Annotated in this window: 20 protein-coding genes; 11 read left to right on the top strand and 9 right to left on the bottom strand. The window is 68.2% G+C overall.

Features of this window, described 5'->3' with window-relative positions; genetic code table 11:
* Nucleotides 1-185 precede the first annotated feature (185 nt).
* From ccoG to AC3EF3_RS11265, 8 genes are all read left to right on the top strand, one after another.
* Nucleotides 186-1,601 carry a cytochrome c oxidase accessory protein CcoG gene (gene ccoG / locus AC3EF3_RS11300; protein WP_488532248.1) on the top strand — a complete coding sequence of 472 codons (1,416 nt, stop codon included), beginning with the start codon at nt 186-188 and terminating at the stop codon, nt 1,599-1,601.
* Nucleotides 1,602-1,614: 13 nt separating this feature from the next.
* Nucleotides 1,615-1,878 carry a FixH family protein gene (locus AC3EF3_RS11295; protein ID WP_488532247.1) on the top strand — a complete coding sequence of 88 codons (264 nt, stop codon included), beginning with the start codon at nt 1,615-1,617 and terminating at the stop codon, nt 1,876-1,878.
* A gap of 10 nt (nt 1,879-1,888) precedes the next feature.
* Nucleotides 1,889-2,170: a hypothetical protein gene (locus AC3EF3_RS11290; RefSeq protein WP_488532246.1), complete on the top strand. Its 282-nt coding sequence runs from the start codon at nt 1,889-1,891 to the stop codon at nt 2,168-2,170.
* Nucleotides 2,171-2,200: 30 nt separating this feature from the next.
* The gene (locus AC3EF3_RS11285; RefSeq protein ID WP_488532245.1) at nt 2,201-3,649 is read left to right on the top strand and encodes a PAS domain-containing sensor histidine kinase; all 1,449 of its coding nucleotides are present in this window, start codon (nt 2,201-2,203) and stop codon (nt 3,647-3,649) included.
* Nucleotides 3,646-4,290, top strand: coding sequence for a response regulator (locus tag AC3EF3_RS11280; RefSeq protein WP_488532244.1), 645 nt, complete (start codon nt 3,646-3,648; stop codon nt 4,288-4,290). Before AC3EF3_RS11285 ends, AC3EF3_RS11280 begins: the two co-directional genes overlap by 4 nt.
* 91 nt (nt 4,291-4,381) lie before the next feature.
* Nucleotides 4,382-4,774 (top strand): response regulator, encoded by a 393-nt coding sequence (locus tag AC3EF3_RS11275; RefSeq protein ID WP_488532243.1) that lies wholly within the window; start codon nt 4,382-4,384, stop codon nt 4,772-4,774.
* Between the two features lie 17 nt (nt 4,775-4,791).
* The gene (fnr, locus tag AC3EF3_RS11270; protein ID WP_488532242.1) at nt 4,792-5,577 is read left to right on the top strand and encodes a fumarate/nitrate reduction transcriptional regulator Fnr; all 786 of its coding nucleotides are present in this window, start codon (nt 4,792-4,794) and stop codon (nt 5,575-5,577) included.
* A 17-nt stretch (nt 5,578-5,594) separates the two neighbouring features.
* Nucleotides 5,595-6,206: a hemerythrin domain-containing protein gene (locus AC3EF3_RS11265; RefSeq protein WP_488532241.1), complete on the top strand. Its 612-nt coding sequence runs from the start codon at nt 5,595-5,597 to the stop codon at nt 6,204-6,206.
* On the opposite strand, the gene AC3EF3_RS11260 is transcribed toward AC3EF3_RS11265, so the two are convergent.
* A complete protein-coding gene (locus tag AC3EF3_RS11260; protein WP_488532240.1) occupies nt 6,203-7,240 on the bottom strand; it encodes a CapA family protein in 1,038 nt (345 codons plus the stop codon). The genes AC3EF3_RS11265 and AC3EF3_RS11260 overlap by 4 nt on opposite strands.
* A gap of 86 nt (nt 7,241-7,326) precedes the next feature.
* On the opposite strand from AC3EF3_RS11260, the gene AC3EF3_RS11255 reads away from it, so the two are divergent.
* Nucleotides 7,327-7,776 carry a universal stress protein gene (locus AC3EF3_RS11255; RefSeq protein ID WP_488532239.1) on the top strand — a complete coding sequence of 150 codons (450 nt, stop codon included), beginning with the start codon at nt 7,327-7,329 and terminating at the stop codon, nt 7,774-7,776.
* An 8-nt stretch (nt 7,777-7,784) separates the two neighbouring features.
* Here the strand turns inward: AC3EF3_RS11255 and AC3EF3_RS11250 are convergent, their stop codons facing one another.
* The 5 genes from AC3EF3_RS11250 to fnr (AC3EF3_RS11230) all read right to left on the bottom strand — a co-directional run bounded on the left by AC3EF3_RS11250 (nt 7,785) and on the right by fnr (AC3EF3_RS11230) (nt 15,202).
* Entirely contained in the window at nt 7,785-8,345 is a 561-nt protein-coding gene (locus tag AC3EF3_RS11250; protein ID WP_488532238.1) for a hemerythrin domain-containing protein, read from the bottom strand.
* Nucleotides 8,346-8,371: 26 nt separating this feature from the next.
* Nucleotides 8,372-9,640, bottom strand: coding sequence for an NnrS family protein (locus AC3EF3_RS11245; RefSeq protein WP_488532237.1), 1,269 nt, complete (start codon nt 9,638-9,640; stop codon nt 8,372-8,374).
* Nucleotides 9,637-13,194: an LAGLIDADG family homing endonuclease gene (locus AC3EF3_RS11240; protein WP_488532236.1), complete on the bottom strand. Its 3,558-nt coding sequence runs from the start codon at nt 13,192-13,194 to the stop codon at nt 9,637-9,639. The genes AC3EF3_RS11245 and AC3EF3_RS11240 overlap by 4 nt, the downstream gene beginning before the upstream one ends.
* Nucleotides 13,191-14,354 (bottom strand): NAD(P)H-dependent flavin oxidoreductase, encoded by a 1,164-nt coding sequence (locus AC3EF3_RS11235; protein WP_488532235.1) that lies wholly within the window; start codon nt 14,352-14,354, stop codon nt 13,191-13,193. Before AC3EF3_RS11235 ends, AC3EF3_RS11240 begins: the two co-directional genes overlap by 4 nt.
* Before the next feature lie 92 nt (nt 14,355-14,446).
* On the bottom strand, nt 14,447-15,202 hold the full coding sequence (gene fnr / locus AC3EF3_RS11230; RefSeq protein ID WP_488532234.1) for a fumarate/nitrate reduction transcriptional regulator Fnr: 756 nt from the start codon (nt 15,200-15,202) through the stop codon (nt 14,447-14,449).
* 88 nt (nt 15,203-15,290) lie between these two features.
* On the opposite strand from fnr (AC3EF3_RS11230), the gene hemN reads away from it, so the two are divergent.
* Together hemN and AC3EF3_RS11220 are read left to right on the top strand one after the other, a co-directional pair.
* Entirely contained in the window at nt 15,291-16,673 is a 1,383-nt protein-coding gene (gene hemN / locus AC3EF3_RS11225) for an oxygen-independent coproporphyrinogen III oxidase (protein ID WP_488532233.1), read from the top strand.
* The gene (locus AC3EF3_RS11220) at nt 16,673-17,350 is read left to right on the top strand and encodes a sulfite exporter TauE/SafE family protein (protein WP_488532232.1); all 678 of its coding nucleotides are present in this window, start codon (nt 16,673-16,675) and stop codon (nt 17,348-17,350) included. Before hemN ends, AC3EF3_RS11220 begins: the two co-directional genes overlap by 1 nt.
* Before the next feature lie 79 nt (nt 17,351-17,429).
* Here AC3EF3_RS11220 and AC3EF3_RS11215 read toward each other — a convergent pair whose 3' ends face one another.
* The 3 genes from AC3EF3_RS11215 to AC3EF3_RS11205 all read right to left on the bottom strand — a co-directional run bounded on the left by AC3EF3_RS11215 (nt 17,430) and on the right by AC3EF3_RS11205 (nt 20,282).
* Nucleotides 17,430-19,118 (bottom strand): PhoH family protein, encoded by a 1,689-nt coding sequence (locus tag AC3EF3_RS11215; RefSeq protein ID WP_488532231.1) that lies wholly within the window; start codon nt 19,116-19,118, stop codon nt 17,430-17,432.
* Between the two features lie 199 nt (nt 19,119-19,317).
* Nucleotides 19,318-19,794 (bottom strand): peroxiredoxin, encoded by a 477-nt coding sequence (locus AC3EF3_RS11210; RefSeq protein WP_488532230.1) that lies wholly within the window; start codon nt 19,792-19,794, stop codon nt 19,318-19,320.
* A 107-nt stretch (nt 19,795-19,901) separates the two neighbouring features.
* On the bottom strand, nt 19,902-20,282 hold the full coding sequence (locus tag AC3EF3_RS11205; RefSeq protein ID WP_488532229.1) for an Mth938-like domain-containing protein: 381 nt from the start codon (nt 20,280-20,282) through the stop codon (nt 19,902-19,904).
* Nucleotides 20,283-20,359: the final 77 nt, after the last annotated feature.

Genomic DNA, 20,359 nt, shown 5'->3' with positions numbered 1-20,359 from the left:
GCGTGCCCAGGTTCGCGGATGCCGGGTAGCCGGATCACGGAAGTAAAGGCGGAGCTCGCAAGGGCGGCGTAGGCCGGCCTTGCGGCGGGGGACATGGAGTGATCCGGCTATCCGGCGTCCGCGGACCCGCCCCGGGCTGACATAAATCAAGCGGGAGCAGCGGATGCTCCCGCAAGATGGGGAACGTGAAAGTCATCCCCATCGTCCCGATCGCCGCTGAAGCCGGCGAAACGCAGTCCCTCTACGAAGCGCAGAAGAAGATCTACCCGCGGGCCGTCACGGGCCGCTTCGCCCAATGGCGCTGGGCGTTCGTGTGGTTCACGCAAATCGTGTTCTACGGCCTGCCGTGGCTGCAGTGGGGCGAGCGGCAGGCCGTGCTGTTCGACCTGGCGTCGCGCCGGTTCTACATCTTCGGCTGGGTCCTGTACCCGCAGGATTTCATCTACCTCACGGGCCTGCTCGTGATCAGCGCCTTGTCACTGTTCCTCTTCACGGCGGTGGCGGGGCGCCTGTGGTGCGGCTTCTCGTGCCCGCAGACCGTGTACACGGAGATGTTCCTGTGGATCGAGCGCAAGGTCGAAGGCGACCGCACCGCGCGCATGAAGCTGGACGGCCAGCCGCTGTCGCTCGAAAAGCTCGTGAAGAAGTGGTTCAAGCACCTGCTGTGGGCGATGCTGGCGATGTGGACCGGCTTCTCCTTCGTCGGCTACTTCACGCCCATCCGCGACCTGATGTTCGAGTTCCTGCAGACGCGCATGGGCTCGTGGGAGGTGTTCTGGGTGTTCTTCTACGGCTTCGCCACCTACGGCAACGCGGGCTTCCTGCGCGAGCAGGTGTGCAAGTACATGTGCCCGTACGCGCGCTTCCAGAGTGCGATGTTCGACAAGGACACGCTGATCGTCAGCTACGACGCCGCCCGGGGCGACCCGCGCGGTTCGCGCTCGCGCCAGGCCGACTTCAAGGGCCTGGGCCTGGGCGAATGCGTGGACTGCAGCCTGTGCGTGCAGGTCTGTCCCACCGGCATCGACATCCGCAACGGCCTGCAGTACGAGTGCATCGGCTGCGCCGGCTGCATCGACGTGTGCAACGGCGTGATGGACAAGATGGGCTATCCGCGCGGGCTAATCCGCTTCACCACGCAGAACGCCATGAAGAAGGGCTGGGGCGAGCGCGAGATCCTTCGCCACATCCTGCGCCCGCGCGTGCTCATCTACACCACGGTGCTCGGTGCGCTGTGCTTCGCCGTCGCGTTGAGTCTCGCCCTGCGCACGCCGCTGAAAGTGGACGTGGTGCGCGACCGCGCCGCACTCTCGCGCATTGTCGAAGGCGGCAAGCTCGAGAACGTTTACCGGCTGCAGATCATGAATGCGACCGAGCGGAAGCAGGAATACCGCATCAGCGCGAGCGGCCTGCCGGGCCTGGAGGTCGCGTCCGACGACGAGGTCGAGGTCGGCCCCGCCGAATCGCGCTGGGTGCCGGTGCGCTTGCGCATCCCCTACGGATCGGCCGAGCCCGGCTCGCACACCATCCATTTCCGCGTCGCCGCCGAGCACGGCGGTGACCACGTCAGCGAGAAGTCGGCATTCCTCGTGCCGCGATGAAAGGAGAGAAGCGATGAAAGAGCAGATCGATGCGAAGCCGTGGTGGAAGCACGGCCACGTGTGGCTGCTGATCTCCGGGCCAGCCGCGGTGGTCGTCGCCGGCCTGGTGACGGCGTGGATCGCGGTCGTATCGCCCGACCCGGTGGTGGCGGAGGACTATTACCGCCGCGGCATCGAGATCAACAAGCAGCTCGCCCGCGAGCGCGCGCTGTTGCCGGCGCTGCAGGGCCGCAACCACGCGGCCACTCCCGTGCAACCGGGCAGGAACGCACCGTGAGGAGCACGCGATGTGGACCCAGCGCCTGATGGGTGTCGCCTGGCCGGCGTTCATGGCGGCGTGCCTGCTGGAAGTGATCGTGTTCGCGGTGGCCGACCCGCTGGAGCTGCACTGGGCCGGCCAGCCGCTCGGCTGGTCGCGCCAGGCGGTCTATACCGCTGCGTTCTTCGTCTTCTGGGCGGTGAGCTTCGCTGCCTGCGCCTTCACCATGCTGCTGCGCATGACGCCGGCAGAAATCAACGAATGTCCGTTCGACCCGGCCGAGCGGCCCGAAGGATGCCCGGGACGTTGAGGTAAATTCCCCCCAAGGAATTTACCGCCCGTGCCCACCCAGCTCACCCACGACCAGGTCACCACCGCACGACTGGCGGGTCTGCTCGACTCGGCGATGGACGCCATCATCACGGTGGATGAGGCGCAGCGCGTCGTGATGTACAACCGCGCGGCCGAGCGCATCTTCGGCTGGAGCCTGCAGGAAGTGCGCGGCCGGTCGCTGGACATGCTCCTGCCCGAGCGCTTCCGCGGCTCGCACGCCGATCACGTGCGCCGCTTCGGCGCCACGGGGGTCACCTCGCGCCGCATGAGCGGCAGCACCGTGGTGTTCGGGCTGCGCAAGAGCGGCGACGAGTTCCCGGTCGATGCGTCGATCTCGCAGCTCGACACGCCCGAGGGCAAGCTCTACACGGTGATCCTGCGCGACGTGACCGAGCGCGTGCGCGCCGAGAACGCGCAGGCGCGCCTGGCCGCGCGGCTGGCGGGGCTGCTCGATTCGGCGATGGACGGCATCATCACCGTGGACGAGGATCAGCGCGTCGTCATGTACAACCGCGCGGCCGAGAAGATCTTCGGCTGGCCGCAGCGGCAGGTGGTCGGCCAGCCGCTGGACATGCTGCTGCCGGCGCGCTTCCGGCCCGGCCACGGCAGCCACATGAAGCGCTTCGGCGCGACCGGCATCACCTCGCGGCGCATGGGCAGCGACATGGTGATCCGCGGGCTGCGCCGCAGCGGCGAGGAGTTCCCCATGGAGGCGTCGATCTCGCAGATCGCGACACCGGAGGAGGGCAAGCTCTACACGGTGATCCTGCGCGACGTGACCGAGCGGGTGCGCGCGCAGGAGGACCTCGCCGCCTTCGCCAAGCAGGCCAGCGCCATCCGCGAGCAGGAAAAGAGCCGCGTCGCGCGCGAGCTGCACGACGAGCTCGCGCAGTCGCTCACGGCGCTGAAGATGGACGCGATCTGGCTGAAGGACCAGCTCGCGGGCGATCCGCAGGGCGCGCGCGCGAAGATCGACGGCATGCTGGGCATGCTGGACGCCGCCGTCGCTTCGACCCGCCGCATCGCGGCCGACCTGCGCCCGCTGGTGCTGGACGACCTGGGCCTGATGCCCGCGATCGACTGGCTGGTACAGAACTTCCGGCAGCGCACCGGCATCGCCTGCACGCTCGATGCCGACGAGAATCTCGAGCTCGCCGAGCCGCACGCCACGGCCGTCTTCCGCATGGTGCAGGAATCGCTCGCGAACGTGGGCAAGCACGCGATGGCCCGTCAGGTCACGGTCTCGATCGCGCCCGTCGAGGGCGGGCTGCGCCTGAAGGTGCAGGACAACGGCATCGGCTTCGACGTGAATGCGGCGCGCAAGCCGGCGTCGATGGGCCTGGCGGGCCTGCGCGAGCGGGCGCAGCTGCTCAAGGGCAGCGTCGTCGTGCACAGCCAGCCGGGGCAGGGCACCACCATCGACGCCTTCATCCCCGTGCAAAAGGAGGGCGCATGATCCGGCTCGTGATCGCCGACGACCACGCGATCGTGCGTGAAGGCCTGAAGCGCATCGTCTCCGACGCACCGGGCCTGCAGGTCGAGGCCGAAGCGGCCGACGGGAGCGAGGTGATGAAGCTCGTGCGCGAGCGCGACTTCGACGTGCTGGTGCTCGATCTGTCGATGCCGGGCCGCAGCGGCATGGAGCTGATCAAGCTGGTGAAGGCCGAGAAGCCGAAGCTGCGCATCCTGGTCCTGTCGATGCACCAGGAGACGCAGTACGCGGTGCGCGCGATCAAGTCGGGCGCAAGCGGTTACCTCACGAAGGAAAGCGCGCCGGCGCAACTGGTGCAGGCGATCCAGAAGATCGCAGCCGGTGGGGCGTACATCAGTGCCGAAGTGGCGGAGCAACTCGCGCTGGGCGCCATGCCCGGCGGCGCCGCGGCGGCCCCGCACGAATCGCTGTCGGACCGCGAGTTCGAGGTGTTTCGCCAGCTCGTCGCGGGTTCTTCGGTGACCGAGATCGCCGCGGCGCTGAAGCTTTCGGTGAAGACCGTCAGCACGCACAAGGCGAACCTGATGCAAAAGCTGGGGATCGCGAACCAGAGCGAGCTGGTGCGCTATGCCATCCGCCACGGCCTGGCGGACGAAGACGTCTAGGAATATTCCTAGCCGCCAACCGGAGTCCACCGAGGGCCCGATTCAGCCGGCGCCGATGTCGCGGCGTCCGCGAAATTGCGACAGTTACGGCATGCCCAGCGCCGTATCCGCTCCCACCCTGAGGGTGTTCCTCGCCGACGACTCCGGCCCGATCCGGGCCCGCGTCGCCGGGATGCTCGCACCGGCCGCGACGGTGGTGGGCGAAGGCGAAACGCCGCAAGACTGCATAGCCGGCATCCTGGCCACGCATCCCGACGTCGTGGTGCTCGACGTGCAGCTCGACGGCGGCCAGGGCCTGCAGGTGTTGCGCGCCGTGCGATCGGCGCAGCCGGGCATCGCCTTCGTCGTGTTCTCCAACAACTCCCAGTCGGCCTACCGCAAGCGCTACATGGCCGCGGGCGCCAGCCGGTTCCTCGACAAGTCGACCGAGTTCGACCAGCTCGCCGCCGCCGTGCAGGCTGCGCCCCATGCCCTGAATCCCTGAAGACAAGGAAGAATCCCATGATCGCGACCGCCCAGCTTTCCGAGCGCACCATCCGCATCGCCCCGGTGCCGACGACCGCCCGCGCCACCGCGGTGGCGCCGCTGAAGACGCTGTGCTCCACCTGCCACCTGAAGGACCTGTGCCTGCCGTGCGGGCTGACGGGCTCCGAAGTCGAGCGCCTCGATGGCCTGATGTTCGGGCGGCGCAAGGTGGCGATGGGCGAGACGCTCTACCGTGAAGGCGACAAGTTCCAGTTCGTCTACGCGGTGCGCACCGGCACCTTCAAATCGTGCCTGACGCTGGCCGACGGCCGTGAACAGGTGACCGGCTTCCAGATCGCCGGCGAGCTGATGGGCCTGGACGGCGTCGCCGCCGGCAAGCACGCCAGCACGGCCGTCGCGCTCGAGGACACCGAGGTCTGCGCGATCCCCTATGCGCACCTGAACGAGCTGGCGCAGCACAGCGCCAACCTGCAGATGGTGATGGCGCGCCTGATGAGCCGCGAGATCGTGCGCGAGCACAGCCTGATGGTGCTCCTGGGCAGCATGAACGCCGACGAGCGCCTCGCGGCGTTCCTGCTGAACCTGTCGCAGCGCATGAAGGCGCGCGGCTACTCGGCCAACGAGTTCCACCTGCGCATGTCGCGCGCGGAGATCGGCAGCTACCTGGGCATGAAGCTCGAGACGGTGAGCCGCACCTTCTCCTCGTTCCAGCAGCAACGGCTGCTGGAAGTGGACAAGAAGCACATCCGCATCCTCGACCTCGACGGCCTCAAGCGGGTGTTCGATACCCCGATCCACTGACCGACAACGGAGGCGCCATGAAGCAGTCCGGGCACACCGCCCTGAAGACCATCGTCGAGGAACATGCCGCGCTCGCGGCCGTGCTGCGATCGTTGAAGCCGCTCGCCGAACAGGGCCCGGGTGACGAGCCGGAGCGCTTCTTCGACGTGCTGCGCGCGATGCTGTTCTACATCGACGAGTTTCCCGAGAAGCGGCACCACCCGAACGAGTCGAACCTGCTGTTCCCCAAGGTCGCGCGGCACGCGCCACAGGTGATGCCCGTCATCCGGCGGCTCGAGACGGAACACATGCACGGCGAAGCGCGCATCCGCGAGCTGCAGCACCAGCTGCTGGCGTGGGAGCTGCTCGGGGATTCGCGGCGCGACGATTTCCTCGCCAGCCTGCAGGACTACGTGCGCTTCTACCTGGAGCACATGCGCATCGAGGAGACCGAGGTGCTGCCCGTCGCAGCCGAAGTGCTGCACGAGGACGAGTGGATCGAGCTCGACCGTGCCTTCGAGGCCGAGCGCGACCCGCTCGCCGGCGGCCTGCGCCACCCGGCGTACGAGAGGCTCTTCACGCGCATCGTGCTCGCCGCGCCCGCGCCCATCGGGGTCGGCCCGGAGCTGCGCCACGCCGCCGAGGCCTAGGCGCCCCCGAGCGCGCGCTCGAGCCATTGGCGCTCGGACGCCCCGGCGCGGGACAGCCGGAAGCGGCACAGCTTGTAGGGCTCGATCTCGAGTCGCTCGAGCGTGCCGTCGGCATCCGCAAGCGTTCCGATGTAGAGGCAACCGACATCGCAGCGCAGGCTGCCGTGCCCGCCTATGCCTTCGTAGTCGTTCAGCAGGTCGCCGCAGCCGTAGAGGACAAGCTTGCCGCGATGCACCTCATACGGCAGCGGATGGTGCGACGAATGGCCATGGACCAGATCCACCAGGCCATCGTCGATCACGCCGTGCGCAAAGGCGCGGTGTTCGGCCGGGACCTGCAGTCCCCAGTTGCCGCCCCAATGGATCGAGAGCAGCACGATGTCGCCCGGCTGGCGATGCCGGGCGATTTCACGTTCGAGCGTGGCGCGCGCTGCCGCCGACAGATCGGGCAGTCGGGCGATGCCGGCGCGATCTTCGCCCGCGCCCCAGGCGGCGGGCACGCCGCTGCTGGCCAGCGCCACCGAGAAGACCAGCAGGCGCCGGTGCTTCGTCGTCGGCAGTTCGGCGGGACGCCAGGCCTGCGGCGCGTCCTGGCCCGCGCCCGCGGTGTGCAGCCCGGCCGCCTGCAGGGTGGTCAAGGTGTCGCGCAGGCCCGCGTGGCCCCAGTCGAGCACGTGGTTGTTCGCAAGCGCGCAGCAATCGATATGCGCCTGCGTGAGGCAATCGACGTTGGCCGGGTGCATGCGGTAGTTGATGCCCTTGCCGGGCCAGGCCTCGTCGCTGCAGGTCACGGCGGTTTCGAGATTGACGATGCGCCAGGCGATGTCCTCGCGCCTGAGCGTCGCGAGCGCGTCGCCCCAGGGGTACTCCGGTGCGACCGGCGCGGCGATCGGGCCGTTGGCCTGTTCGGCCAGGCGCACGTAATCGCGCGCGTCCTGCACGCACTGTTCGTACAGCCGCGGGTCGCACGGGTGCGGCAGCACCTGGTCGATGCCGCGGCCGGTCATCACGTCGCCGGCCAGCAGGATGCGCATGCGGCCATTCTCGCGCGCGGCGCGCGCCGGCGTTTCGCTTGAGCCAGGTCAAATGGCCAGCGGCTGCGCGGGTCCACCATGAACGCATGTTCAAGAACATCCTGCTTGCCACCGATGGATCCGCCGCGTCCGAGCAGGCGGCCCGGCTGGCCGTGTCGCTCGCCCGGCAGGGCGGCGCGCGGCTCACGGCCCTGTACGTCATCGATCCCTATCCCTACCTCGGCGTCGGCGAGGCCAGCGCCGTGGGCTTCCAGTCCTACATGGGCCACGCCTACGAACACGCCGCGCAGGCGCACGCCAGGATCACCGCCCTTTGCGCGAGCGCCGGCGGCAACGTCGACCTGCAGCTGCGCCGCGGGGAGGACGTCAGCGCTGCCGAGAGCATCGTGCGCACGGCGCTGGAGGAAGGCTCCGACCTGATCGTCGTCGGCTCGCACGGCCGCACCGGCATCTCGCGGCTGATGCTCGGCAGCGTCGCCGCGAAGGTCGTCGCCCAGTCGCCTCTGCCGGTGCTGGTCGCGCGCCAGCCCGCCTGAGGAAAGGCCTAGCGCTGCGGCGCCTTCACGCCGCGCCGTCCCGCCATGTCACGGCCCATCGCCGCCAGGCGCTCGGGCTGCATTGCGCCCTTCGCACGCGGGAAGGCGATCGATTCCTCGGCCTCCACATGGCCGGCGTAGACGTCGGCGAACGCATCGATCACCGCGTCGTCCGCTGCGTCGAACGATGATCGCTCGCCATTGGCGAGTTGTTCGAGCAGCGCCCGCGCGGGTTTCCAGCGCGCATCCATCTGGACATGATCCTGCTGCAGCCGCGCAACCAGCTCGGCGAGCTGCGGGTCCTGCAGGCCGGCCAGCGTGGGGAACACGTGCAGTTCCTCGTCGCGATGGTGCTGCGGCGCGGCCACGTCGAAGTAGCGCATCACGTCGCGCGCGGCCTGGCGCACCTGCTCGTCCGCCCCGTGCGCCCGCATCTGCTGGCGCAGCTTGCGCAGCAGCGCCAGCATCCGGCCGACGCGCTCGTGGCAGGCTTGCAGCATCTCGAAAGGCTCGTCGAAGCCCGGCCCGGGCGCGCCGCCGGGGGGTGTGATCTCGATGGGACGGCTCATGTTGTCTCCAGAACTTCCCGTGCGGTTCAACCGGGACGGCCATCCAGGCGCGGGCGTCCATACCAGCCACCATACCGCACGGCCCAGATGGTGAGCACGATTGCCCACAGCGCCGCCGCCGCGAGCGTCAGCCGCAGGGCGACGTCGGTCGGCGCCGCCGCGGCGATGCGGATCAGGACGGAGGCCTGCAGCACCCAAAACAGCACCCACACGAAGTTGTCCGCCACCAGCGGCCGGCCGCCATGGCCGCAGGACACGCGCGTGACCATGGCGACCATGAGCGAACCGAGGCAGCCCATTGTGACGGCATGCAGGCCGGCCAGCGGCAACCATTCCTCGCCCGTGAGCGCCTGCACGAGCTGCGACGCGCCCGACAACGCCAGGCCGACGCCCAGCCACGAGAAACCCAGGTGCAGCATCGACACGAGCCGCACCTTCAGGCTCTGCACGAGCCCCCATGCGAACGCGAGCCAGACGACCACGCCGCCGGCGGTGACTTCGATCGCGCCGCGGATGCCGTGCCAGGCGGGCGCATCGGTCACGAGCTCGATCCAGGGGCTCGCCGCCTCGAACACGCAGGCCGCGAGCAGCACGCGCAACACCCAGAACGGGCGCCACGCCTGCACCATCGGCAGCGCGCCCGAGGTGAAGAACGGGATCATGCGGTGCGCCACCACGACGTACACCGCGACGATGAAACCCCACAAGGCCGTGTGCACGAAGGTGCGGGCCGCCCCGGGATCGTCGGCCAGCACCGAACCGAGCACACCCGCGAGACTCGCCCAGCCCACGGCCAGCGCAGCGGCAATGCACTTCGCGTGGATGCGGTCCGGCACCGCGCTCGCGCGGACCAGGTGCCAGAAGCGGAGCGTGATCGACCCGAGACCCGCCAGCGGCAACAGCAGCGATGCGGCGGCGAGCATCGGGTGGACATGCGCGGCGATCGGCCACGCGAGCCAGCCCAGGGCGACGAGCAGCAGGGCGGGCCGCAACTCACGCGCCTGCGGAGCCGGCATGGCCAGCCATTTCGGCCCGGCGGTGAACAGGAAGCCGGCGAAGAACAGCGGCATGAAGCCGAAGGTCATCAGCGCCGCATGCACGACCGACGGCGACAGCTGGTACGGCAGCCCGAGGCCGACCACGCGGTCGGCCTGCAGCGTGGTCCACCACAGGCCGGACGCGACCAGCACCACCATCGCGAGGAAGAAGGCGAGGCGGTGCGGGGCTGCGTCGAGCCTGTCCCAGGACCAGCCGCCGGGCGGCTGCGGCGCGGGTCCGAGGGCGATCGACTTCATCCGCACGACCCGATGTGCCCGCAATTGGAGCACCAGTCGCAGCCGTCCTTGCGGATCAGCGCATGCGCACCGCATTCGGGGCACTTGCGCCCCGCCAGCACCTGCGGCGCGGTGCCCGTCGTCGCTTCCGGCATCGCGAGCTGCGCAACCGGCTCGCCCTTGCGGCGGGCGATGATGTTCTGGATCGCGTAGGCGATGGCGGATACCTCGGAGTCGTGCCACAGCGGCACCTGCGCGCCGTCGGCCTTCGTGTAGGTGCCCAGCCGAACCGGGCCGCGGTCCCACGCGACTTTGCGCATGTCGGCCAGCGCCCGCTCGAGGAAGCCGCCGCGCGCGGCCAGCGACAGCAGGCGCATGCTCGACGTGATCCACTGCTGCGATTCGCCGCTCTGGCCGACCGGCATGAAGAACTCGATCGCGCGCTCGCGCCCGTCCGCCAGCGGCAGGAACGAGACGACGAGGTACAGGTTCTGGCGGCCTTGCTGGGTCCAGTACTCGATCTTCTCGACCACGGCCGGCAGGTTGCCCTTGGGCCGGCTCTCGATGACGGCGCGCATCGGGTCCACCACGGCCCGGGCGGCCTGCACGCCCTCGGGCTCGCTCGCACCGGCAGCGGGCACCTCGAGCACCGCGCCGAGGATGTCGTTCGGCCGGTACGTCGCCAGGCCCTTTAATTGCGCGTGCCAGGCCTCCATGTAGAGGCTCTTGAAGTCCTCGTAGGGATAGTCGGCCGGTACGTTCACGGTCTTGGAGATCGCCGTGTCGACGAACGGCTGCACCGCTTCCATCATCGCGAGGTGGTCGGCCGCGCGCATTTCGAGCGCCGACACGAACGAGGCGGGCAGCCGGCTCGTGTCGCCGCCTTGCGAGCGGTACAGGCGCCAGGCGTGGTCCTCGACGTCGTACTCGGTGGTCGTGCCGTCGCTTTCGCGCTTCTTGCGGCGGTATGTCCACGAGAACGCGGGCTCGATGCCGTTGGAGGCGTTGTCCGCGAACGCGAGGCTCACCGTGCCCGTCGGCGCGATCGAAAGCAGGTGGCTGTTGCGGATGCCGTGCTCGCGGATCGCCTGCTTGAGCGGCTCGTCGAGGCGGCTCGCGAAGGTGCCCGCTTCGAGATAGCCGTTCGCGTCGAACACGGGGAAGGGACCTTTCTCCTTCGCGAGGTCCACGGAAGCGGCATAAGCGGTGTCGCGCAGGCAGCGCGCGATGCGCGCTGCCATCTCGCGGCCCTCGGGCGAGTCGTAGCGCAGGCCCAGCATCACCAGCGCGTCGCCGAGGCCCGTGAAGCCCACGCCGATGCGCCGCTTGGCCATCGCTTCCGCGCGCTGCTGGGGCAGTGGCCAGTGCGTGAGGTCCAGCACGTTGTCGAGCGCGCGCACCTGGATGGCGACGGCATGGGCGAAGCGTTCGAAGTCGAACTGCGGCGCGCCGCCGAAGCCGAAGGCATGACGCACGAAGCGCGTGAGGACCACCGGGCCGAGGTCGCAACAGCCGTACGGGGGCAGGGGCTGTTCGCCGCAGTTGTGGACATACAAGCCGTTCGCATCGAAAGCGTGGACATCCGCGACCGTCGCGTCGTAAACATCCTCCGTGCCGTCGTCCACTACGGATTCGATCGTGGCTGTGAACCGCTCACGATTCAGCGCGCGCTTGTAGGCGGACAAGGCATCGTCCAACCTGGCGGTCTTTGTCGTATCAGAGAAACCGATTCGTTCTGCGAATGAACGCAGGTTCTCCCCCGCGACGACGAGTTCGTGGACCTCCTTCGTCTCGTAGCTGCGTTGGCCACCTTTGCCATCGGGCATGGGACGCGCGAGCGCAGGCTTCCGCCCGCGGTAGACGCAGGACGCGATGCCCAGTCGCAGCAGCATGCGCTGCGCTGCGTGGAGGAGCTGGGGGTCGCTTTGCGTCAAGCGAACACTGATCCCCTTGTCCTGCGAGCCTTGGACCGAGCCGTCGGCATCGAACAATCCGCGCAGGAATCCGCAGCTTAAATCGCTGGACTGACGTTCGACCGCCGGAGTGATCGTCTTGTGGCCCGGACTCATGCCGAGCGACAGCGCGAGATCGCGCAGTGACGCAGACGCCAGTCGCGCTTCGCCGCGACCGCCCGCCACGGGGCGCTGGAAGCCGCGGAAGTCCGCGCGATGGGGCAGGGTGGCTGCGGCCGCTTCAGCGGCGGCGACGATGCCTGCAGCGCCCGTGAGTGCATATCTGGGCGCTCCTTGGGCGACCTGCTTGAGCTCGGGCGCCCAGACGGAAATGACTGCCTTGTCGCTCTTGAGGGTGCCGTCGCCGACCAGCAAGCCCAGCAAATAACCTTCGTCGCGCGTCCCGGCGCCTTGCCATCCCGCGAGGCCACGATGGTCGTGCAAGACGACTTCGTCACCCGCACGCAATTCGCCGGCCGGTGTCCATTCCACTTCGAGCGAATAGCGCGTCTTGCGGGATACCCGGCGCACGCGGTGGTCGGCCGTCATACGTAGCGTGTAGCCTTCCCTGGTCTGCAGCCGGACGACCGATTTGGTGCCCGTGGCGAAGAAGCCATTGCTCTCGACGCGGAAACCTTTTCCGTCGACGACCGCCACGAAGGGTCGATCAACCAGGTCACACACCTGCGCCGGCCCTTCGGTCGTCATGACCCAAGTGTCGGCCGTCACACAAGGGTTCGTCGCCGTGATCTTCTCGCAGTACCGCAGGTTGTTCTCGCGGTTGATCGTGTCGGCGAAGAGGATGCCGGGCTCGGCGAAGTCGTAGGCCGACTTCATGATCGTGTCCCACAGTTCGCGGGCCGCGATCGTGCGATAGACCCACAGGCCGTCCGGCCGCACGTGCGCCCCCTGCGCGATGATCGCCGCGCCGGGTTTCGCGCGATGCACCAGCGCCCACTCGCCGCCGGCCTGCACCGTGCGCATGAATTCGTCCGTCACCGCCACGGACACGTTGAAGTTGTTCCAGCGGCCCGGCTTGCGCTTGGCGGTGATGAACTCCAGCACGTCGGGATGGTCGATGCGCAGCACGCCCATCTGCGCGCCGCGGCGCGCGCCGGCGCTCTCGACCGTGGCGCAGGAGTGGTCGAACACGTCGATGTAGCTGCAGGGGCCGGAGGCCAGCGAATGCGTGGCCTTCACTTCGGCGCCGCGCGGGCGGATGCGCGAGAAGTCGTAGCCCACGCCGCCGCCGCGCCGCATCGTCTCGGCGGCCTCGCGCAGCGCCTCGTAGATGCCCGGGTAGCCTTCGTCGTCGACACCCTGGATGCAGTCGCCCACGGGCTGCACGAAACAGTTGATCAGCGTCGCTTCCAGCTCGGTGCCCGCGGCGCTCATGATGCGGCCCGCTCCGATCGCACCGGCCTTCAGGTTGTCCAGGAAGCGCTGCTCCCACTCGGCGCGCAGTTCGGGACGCTCCGTGCTGGCCAGCGCGCGCGCGACGCGCTGGAACAGCTGTTCCTCGCTCGATTCGCCCGGCTTGAAGTATTTTTCGCGCAGCACGTCCAGCCCGATCGGCTGGGCCGGCAAGGTGGGCGCAGCGCCCGGATCGGGTTCGCGTTTCATGCGATGGCTCCACTCATCGTGCCGCCCATCAACCACTGGATGAGGTCACGCACGGGCCGGATCTCGCTGCCGAACGGCAGCTTGCCGGCTCCTCTGAAGAATAGGCCCTTTCGGACGTCCCCGCTGGCAGCAAGGCCGAGCACCTTGTCGATGCAGAACTGGCCCCAATCGCGCTTGCCGTCGCGCAGGCCGCATTGCGCGAGGCAGTCGAACCACATATGGCAGTGCGACTTCACGTGCGCGACGCCTTGCAGCTTCGGGTAGATGCGCAGGTATTTGTCCAGCCAGGGCGTGCGCACGGCGCGCGCGGGCAGGCCCGCCACACTCGTGAATTCCACGATGTCCTCGGGTTTCGCGCCGGCCAGCACGCGCTTGAACTCGATGTCGGCGTCGCACTCCTGCGTGACGGCGAAAGCGGTGCCCAGCTGCGCGGCCGAAGCGCCGAGCGCCTGCAGCCGCAGGATGTCCGCCCGGCTGCCGATGCCGCCGGCGGCGATCAGCGGGACCTCCTTTTCGATTCCCGCGCTCTTGAAGAACGCGAGCACCTCGGGAAGGACCACATCGAAGTCGAAGCGGCGATCGTCGAGGTCGGCCACCTTCGCCGCACCCAGGTGTCCGCCGGCCAGGCGCGGATGTTCGATCACGATGGCGTCGGGCAGGCGTCCCTTCTTCTCCCACTTGCGCACGATCAGCTGCACGCCCCGCGCGTCCGACAGGATGGGTACCAGCGCGACATCGGGATGCTCGCGCGCGATGTCCGGCAGGTCCAGCGGCAGGCCCGCGCCGACGACGACGGCATCGACGCCGCATCGCATCGCCTGGCGCAGGTAGGGCTCGTATTCGCTCACGGCACGCATCACGTTCACCGCGATCGCGCCACGGCCCTGCGAAATCTTCCGCGCGCGCCCGATCTCGCGTTCCAGCGCGACGAGATTCGCTTCGTTGATCGCCTGCCTGGCCGCGGCGCCATGCAGCCGCTCGGTGCTTTCCATCAGGTCCGGATGCAGCCGCCGCAGATCGACGGACGAAATCGTGCCCATCGCGCCGAAAGAAGCCACCGTGCCCGCCAGTCCGCCGGCCGAGATCGCCACGCCCATGCCGCCTTGCACCAGCGGCAGCAGTTCACGGCCTTTGAGACGCCAGGGCTTCGGGCGCTCCATTGCCATCGAGTTGTCCAAATTTGCTCCGATTCGCCCGCGACCGGGCCTGCCCTCAGGCTACCGAATGCGTCGGCGCGATCGGTTGACGGGGCTCAACCTTTGTTGCCGGGATCGCCCACCAGGCGCTGCAGCGCGTCGTGATCCAGGATGCGCAGGTGCCGATGTCTCACCTGGATCCATCCGAGCTCGGCGAATTTCGAGAAGGTGCGGCTGATGGTTTCGAGCTTCAGGCCGAGATAGCTGCCGATCTCCTCGCGCGTCATGCGCAGCACGAGCTCCGTGCGCGAGAAGCCGCGCGCGTGCAGGCGCTGCACCAGGTTCAGCAGGAAGGCGGCGAGGCGCTCTTCGGCGCGCATGTTCACCAGCAGCAGCATCACGCCGTGTTCGCGCACGATCTCGCGGCTCATGATCCGGTGCACATGGTGCTGCAAGGCGGGCACGTCGCGCGAAAGTTCGGAGATGCTGGCGAAGGGCATGACGCAGACCTCCGCGTCCTCGAGCGCGATGGCGTCGCAGGTGTGGCGGTCCAGGGCGACGCCGTCCAGCCCGATGATCTCGCCGGCCATCTGGAAGCCCGTGACCTGGTCGCGCCCGTCTTCACTGGAGATGCAGGTCTTGAAGAAGCCGGTGCGGATCGCGTACAGCGAGCGGAAGGGCTCGCCGTTGCGGAACAGCGCCGCGCCGCGCTTGATCCTGCGGCGCGTGGCCACCAGCTGGTCGATGCGTTCGAGCTCGTGGGGGCGCAGGCCCACCGGCATGCACAGCTCGCGCAGGTTGCATTTCGAGCACGCGACGGAGAGCTGAGCCGCGAAGGGCTCGGGCCGCGGGAGGAGAGTGTTGGCGTTCATGACTTGCATCAAATTCTGCGGGCTGCTCCGCCCGGGCGATTGACTCATGTCAAGCCGTCCCGCATGCCGGGGCCGCAAAGTTGTCCCCATGATCCCGATCACCCCCGAGCTGCTGCGCCGTTTCGATGTTCCCGGCCCGCGCTACACCTCGTATCCCACGGCCGACCGGTTCGTCGAGGCTTTCGGCGCCCCGGAGTTGGCCCAGGCGCTCGAGCAGCGCCGCGGCGGACCGGCCGCACTCGCCTTGCCGCTGTCGCTGTACGTGCACATCCCGTTCTGCGAGCAGCTTTGCTACTACTGCGCGTGCAACAAGATCATCACCAGGAAGCACGAGCGCGGTGCGGACTACCTGCGGTTGCTCGCTCGCGAGGTGGACCTGTACACCCGGCAGATCGGCGTCGGCCAGACCGTGACGCAACTGCACCTGGGGGGCGGCTCGCCCACGTTCCTGTCCGACGAGGAGCTCACGGCGCTGGTGGCGATGCTGCGCCGCAGTTTCAACCTGGTGCCGGGGGGTGAACACTCCATCGAGATCGATCCGCGCACGGTGAATGCCGCGCGGCTCGAGCACATCGCGCAGCTCGGTTTCAACCGCATCAGCTTCGGCGTGCAGGACTTCGAGCCCGCGGTGCAGCAGGCCGTGCACCGGGTGCAGCCGTTCGAGCAGGTGGCGCAGCTGATGGAAGCGGCGCGGGTCGTGGGCTTCGACTCGGTGAATGTCGACCTGATCTACGGCCTGCCGCTGCAGACGCCCGAGAGCTTCCAGCGCACGCTGGACCGCGTCGTGCAGATCCGGCCCGACCGCATCGCGCTGTATGGCTATGCGCACCTGCCGGACCGCTTCAAGCCGCAGCGGCGCATCCACGCCGCCGACCTGCCGGGCGGCGCCAACAAGCTGGCGATGCTGTCGCTCGCGCTCGAGGCCTTCCAGAAGGCGGGCTACGTGTACATCGGCATGGACCACTTCGCGCTGCCGCACGATGCGCTGGCCATCGCCAAGCGCCAGGGCCGATTGCACCGCAACTTCCAGGGCTACAGCACGCAGCCGGACTGCGACCTGATCGGCCTGGGGGTGTCCGCGATCGGGCGCATCGGCGCGACCTACAGCCAGAACGCCAAGACGCTGGAGGAGTATTCCGACCACCTCGACCAGGGGCGGCTGCCGGTCGTGCGCGGCCTGGCGCTCTCGCGCGACGACCTCGCGCGGCGTGCGGTGATCATGGCGCTCATGTGCCAGGGCCAGGTGCTGTTCGAGTCCATCGAGCTCGGCTGGCTGCTGCAGTTCCGCGAGTACTTCGAGCCCGAGCTCGAACGCCTGCGCGATTACGAGGCCATGGGGCTCGTGGAGACCGACGAGAACTGCATCCAGGTCACGCCCCAGGGCTGGTATGTCGTGCGTGCCATTGCCATGGTCTTCGACCGCTATCTCCAGGCGGACCAGAACCGCGCGCGGTTCTCCCGCATCATCTGATGTCGTACGCGCTCGCCGCCACCGCGCTCGTCATGGGCCTGGCCGGCGGGCCGCATTGCACGGCGATGTGCGGGGCAGCCTGCGCGGGCGTGGTGCGAATCGGCCGTCAGCGCAAGCTCGCGCCCTGGGTGTTCCAGGCCGGGCGCCTGGCGGGGTATGCCACCGCCGGCGCCGTGGCCGCGCAAACCGTGGAAGGCCTCGCCTGGCTCGCGCAGCAGACCGCGGCCTTGCGGCCGGTGTGGACCATGTTCCATGTCGCCGTGCTGGGCTGGGGCCTGATGCTGCTGGCGCTGGCGCGCCAGCCGATGTGGGTCGCGAGCGCGGGCCGCACGGCGTGGACCAGGCTAAGACCCTGGATCGGCGCGCGCGGCGGCCTGTTCACCGCAGGAACGCTGTGGGCCTTCATGCCATGCGGGTTGCTGTATTCGGCACTGCTGGTCGCGTCGCTTTCCGGTGACCCGATGGATGGAGCGATCTCGATGGCGCTGTTCGCCATCGGCAGCGGCCTGTGGCTCGCCGCCGCGCCGACGCTCTTCGCGAAATTGCGCGACAAGGCCAGCCGCGCGCGCCAGGACTGGGGCGTGCGCGTTTCGGGATTGCTGCTCGTGATCGCCGCGCTGTTCGCTCTATGGGTCGATCTGGCGCACCGGGTGGCGCAGTGGTGCGGGCTAGCGTGAGCTTGGGGGGCTCGCGTCAGGCGGTGCCCGTCAGGCCGGGTGTCCCATGCCGCGCCCCCTGCGCGCACCCCTGTACGACTTAGAGCACTTCGCTCGCGAAATCCGCCAGCCGCGAACGCTCCCCGCGCGCCAGCGTGATGTGCCCGCTGTGCGGCCAGTTCTTGAACTTGTCGACCGCGAAGGTCAGGCCCGAGGAGCCTTCGGTGAGGTAAGGCGTGTCGATCTGCGCGAGGTTTCCCATGCAGATGATCTTGGTGCCGGGGCCCGCGCGCGTGACCAGCGACTTCATCTGCTTGGGCGTGAGGTTCTGCGCCTCGTCGATGATCACGTACTTGTTCAGGAACGTGCGGCCGCGCATGAAGTTCATGCTCTTGATCTTGATGCGACTGCGGATCAACTCGTTGGTCGCCGCGCGGCCCCATTCACCCGCGCTGGTCTCCGTCTTGGCGAGCACCTCGAGGTTGTCGTCCATGGCGCCCATCCAGGGACCCATCTTCTCTTCCTCGGTGCCCGGCAGGAAGCCGATGTCCTCGCCCATGCTCACGGTGGCGCGGGTCATGATGATCTCGGTGTAGCGGCGGTCGTCGAGCACCTGCGTCAGGCCCGCGGCCAGCGTGAGCAGCGTCTTGCCGGTGCCGGCCGTGCCCGTCAGCGTGACGAAGTCGACTTCCGGGTCCATCAGGAGGTTCATCGCGAAGTTCTGCTCGCGGTTGCGCGTCGTGACGCCCCAGACGGCGTTCTTGAGGTGCCCGTAATCCTTCAGCGTCTTGAGCACGGCGGTCTTGCCGCGGATCTCGGTCACTCGCGCGTAGAGGCTCGGCTCGCCCGGTGCCTCGAAGAACACGAACTGGTTGATCAACAGGCTGGGCACGATCGGCCCGCTGATGCGATAGAAGGTGTGGTGGCCGCTTTGCCAGCTCTCCACGGTCTTGCCGTGCTTGGTCCAGAAGTCGGCGGGCAGGGCCAGCGCGCCGGAGTAGAGCAGGTCGAGGTCGTCGAGGGTCTTGTCGTTCTGGTAGTCGTCGGTGTTCAGGCCCAACGCGCGCGCCTTGACGCGCATGTTGATGTCCTTGGACACCAGGACGACCTCGCGCGGCGCGTACTGCTCGCGCAGCGCCTGCACGACGCCCAGGATCTGGTTGTCGGCCTTGCCTTGCGGCAGGCTGGCGGGCAACTGGTTCTGCAGCGGCTGGGTCTGGAAGAACAGGCAGCCGCGCGCCTCCGGGTGGCCCGTGGTGTCCAGCCGCAGGCCCGAGGCGATGTCCGCGCCCTTGGCGGCGGCCAGCGCGTCCAGCGAGCGGCTCGCCTGGCGCGCGTTGCGCGCGACCTCGGTCGAGCCTTTCTTGTGGCCGTCGAGTTCCTCCAGCACGATCATCGGCAGGAAGATGTCGTGTTCCTCGAAGCGGAACAGGCTCATCGGGTCGTGCATCAGCACGTTCGTGTCGAGCACGAACAGCTTCTTGGGACCGGTGGATTTGGGCGACTTGCGCGCGGGCCGGGCGGCCGGCTGCATCGCGCGGCGCACGGCCGTCTCGGCTTGTTCCGTGTAGGTGTCGGTCGTTTCGCGCAGCAGCGCTTCCGGGTGCGAATCGCCGCCGCCGCTGCCGCCGCGCGGGTCGAACTCCAGGACCACGGCCCGTTCAGCGATCGGGCTGCCCTCTTGCGACCCTTCCGTTTTTCGCGCCTTGTGCAAGGGCCGGGCCGGAGCGTCGTAGGCTTGCGGCGGGAGCAGGGCAGCGCGTTTCGTCGGGGCGGGAGGCAGAGGCATGGAGGTGGGATTTCCCTGTTGAGGAGGCCAAGAAACGAAAAAGCCGCCCGATGAGCGCGGCGGCTTGATCAACTTCAGCAGTGACGGCGCGTGGCGCCTGGATCAACAGCATGGACCCATTATGCACAGGCGGTGCTGCGCAGCAATGTCAGAGTCCGCCCTGTTGCAACCAAGCGTCAAAGCGCAGCGGCGACGCGGCTCAGGCGGCCTTCTTCAGCAGCTTGACGGCCTTGAGGACGTCATCGACGTGGCCCGGCACCTTGAGGCCGCGCCATTCCTGTTTCAGCACGCCGTCGGGGCCGATCAGGAAGGTGGAGCGCTCGATGCCCTTCACCTTCTTGCCGTACATGATCTTGTTCTTGACCACGCCGAACATGTGGCACATCTTTTCCTCGGTGTCGGCGATGAGCTCGAAGGGAAGCTCGAGCTTGGACTTGAACTCTTCGTGCGACTTCATGTTGTCGCGCGACACGCCGAACACGGTCGCGCCGGCCTTCACGAAGTCCTTGTACTTGTCGCGGAACTGCATGGCCTCGGTCGTGCAGCCGGGTGTGTTGTCCTTGGGGTAGAAGTACAGCACCAGCACCTGGCCGAGATGCGATGTGTTCGTGACCTTGATGCCGCCCGTGGCGTTGGCTTCGAATTCGGGGATGGGCTTGTTGACAACGATCGCCATGGGAATTGTTTCTCGTGTGACAGGGGTGCTCGCTGCCGGCTCTTCTGGGGGTGATGGCCCCCGGCCGCAGCAGAAGATTTTACCCCGAAACGCCTTACCGGCGCTGCTCAGTCACCGGTGGTTTCGAGCAGAAGTGCTACTGCCACCCGGCGTCCTTCCTGGGCGAGGATGTTGTAGGTGCGGCAGGCCGCAGCCGTGTCCATCGTCTCGAGCCCGACGCTGACGTCGATCAGCGGCTTCAGCCACGCGGGCCGGGGGAAACGGATGCGCGAGCCGCTGCCGAAGAGCGCCACTTCGATGCCGAGTCGGGCCAGCTGCGCGAAATGTTCGGGTCCGAGGTCCTCGAAACGTGACGCATGCCAGTCGATGCGCTCGCCGGTGGACGCGACGATCACGCTGTGTGTGATCTTTTCACCATTGACGCCGACCCAGCCCGGGCCGTAGCCGCTGATCGCCTGGACGTCGAACTGGTCGGGTTGCAGCTTCATGTTCGGGAGCTTGTTGCGCTGCGGAAAGCCCAGCGGAACTATGGTCAAATTGTAGCTTTCGCACTCGATCCGCCCTT

The sequence above is a fragment of the Ramlibacter sp. GS1-15 genome (genome assembly GCF_057785015.1).
The sequence above is the reverse complement of the archived record's forward strand: the minus strand, read 5'-3'. Positions and strand labels throughout refer to the sequence as shown.

What these genes read in the sequence shown, in the direction of transcription:
- AC3EF3_RS11245 (WP_488532237.1), bottom strand. Translation starts at nt 9,640, where the DNA reads ATGAAGTCGATCGCCCTCGGACCCGCGCCGCAGCCGCCCGGCGGCTGG.
- AC3EF3_RS11250 (WP_488532238.1), bottom strand. Translation starts at nt 8,345, where the DNA reads ATGAGCCGTCCCATCGAGATCACACCCCCCGGCGGCGCGCCCGGGCCG.
- fnr (WP_488532242.1), top strand. Translation starts at nt 4,792, where the DNA reads ATGATCGCGACCGCCCAGCTTTCCGAGCGCACCATCCGCATCGCCCCG.
- AC3EF3_RS11290 (WP_488532246.1), top strand. Translation starts at nt 1,889, where the DNA reads ATGTGGACCCAGCGCCTGATGGGTGTCGCCTGGCCGGCGTTCATGGCG.
- AC3EF3_RS11240 (WP_488532236.1), bottom strand. Translation starts at nt 13,194, where the DNA reads ATGAAACGCGAACCCGATCCGGGCGCTGCGCCCACCTTGCCGGCCCAG.
- AC3EF3_RS11210 (WP_488532230.1), bottom strand. Translation starts at nt 19,794, where the DNA reads ATGGCGATCGTTGTCAACAAGCCCATCCCCGAATTCGAAGCCAACGCC.
- AC3EF3_RS11215 (WP_488532231.1), bottom strand. Translation starts at nt 19,118, where the DNA reads ATGCCTCTGCCTCCCGCCCCGACGAAACGCGCTGCCCTGCTCCCGCCG.
- AC3EF3_RS11260 (WP_488532240.1), bottom strand. Translation starts at nt 7,240, where the DNA reads ATGCGCATCCTGCTGGCCGGCGACGTGATGACCGGCCGCGGCATCGAC.
- fnr (WP_488532234.1), bottom strand. Translation starts at nt 15,202, where the DNA reads ATGAACGCCAACACTCTCCTCCCGCGGCCCGAGCCCTTCGCGGCTCAG.
- AC3EF3_RS11265 (WP_488532241.1), top strand. Translation starts at nt 5,595, where the DNA reads ATGAAGCAGTCCGGGCACACCGCCCTGAAGACCATCGTCGAGGAACAT.
- AC3EF3_RS11280 (WP_488532244.1), top strand. Translation starts at nt 3,646, where the DNA reads ATGATCCGGCTCGTGATCGCCGACGACCACGCGATCGTGCGTGAAGGC.
- AC3EF3_RS11220 (WP_488532232.1), top strand. Translation starts at nt 16,673, where the DNA reads ATGTCGTACGCGCTCGCCGCCACCGCGCTCGTCATGGGCCTGGCCGGC.
- AC3EF3_RS11235 (WP_488532235.1), bottom strand. Translation starts at nt 14,354, where the DNA reads ATGGAGCGCCCGAAGCCCTGGCGTCTCAAAGGCCGTGAACTGCTGCCG.
- AC3EF3_RS11205 (WP_488532229.1), bottom strand. Translation starts at nt 20,282, where the DNA reads ATGAAGCTGCAACCCGACCAGTTCGACGTCCAGGCGATCAGCGGCTAC.
- hemN (WP_488532233.1), top strand. Translation starts at nt 15,291, where the DNA reads ATGATCCCGATCACCCCCGAGCTGCTGCGCCGTTTCGATGTTCCCGGC.
- AC3EF3_RS11295 (WP_488532247.1), top strand. Translation starts at nt 1,615, where the DNA reads ATGAAAGAGCAGATCGATGCGAAGCCGTGGTGGAAGCACGGCCACGTG.
- AC3EF3_RS11255 (WP_488532239.1), top strand. Translation starts at nt 7,327, where the DNA reads ATGTTCAAGAACATCCTGCTTGCCACCGATGGATCCGCCGCGTCCGAG.
- AC3EF3_RS11275 (WP_488532243.1), top strand. Translation starts at nt 4,382, where the DNA reads ATGCCCAGCGCCGTATCCGCTCCCACCCTGAGGGTGTTCCTCGCCGAC.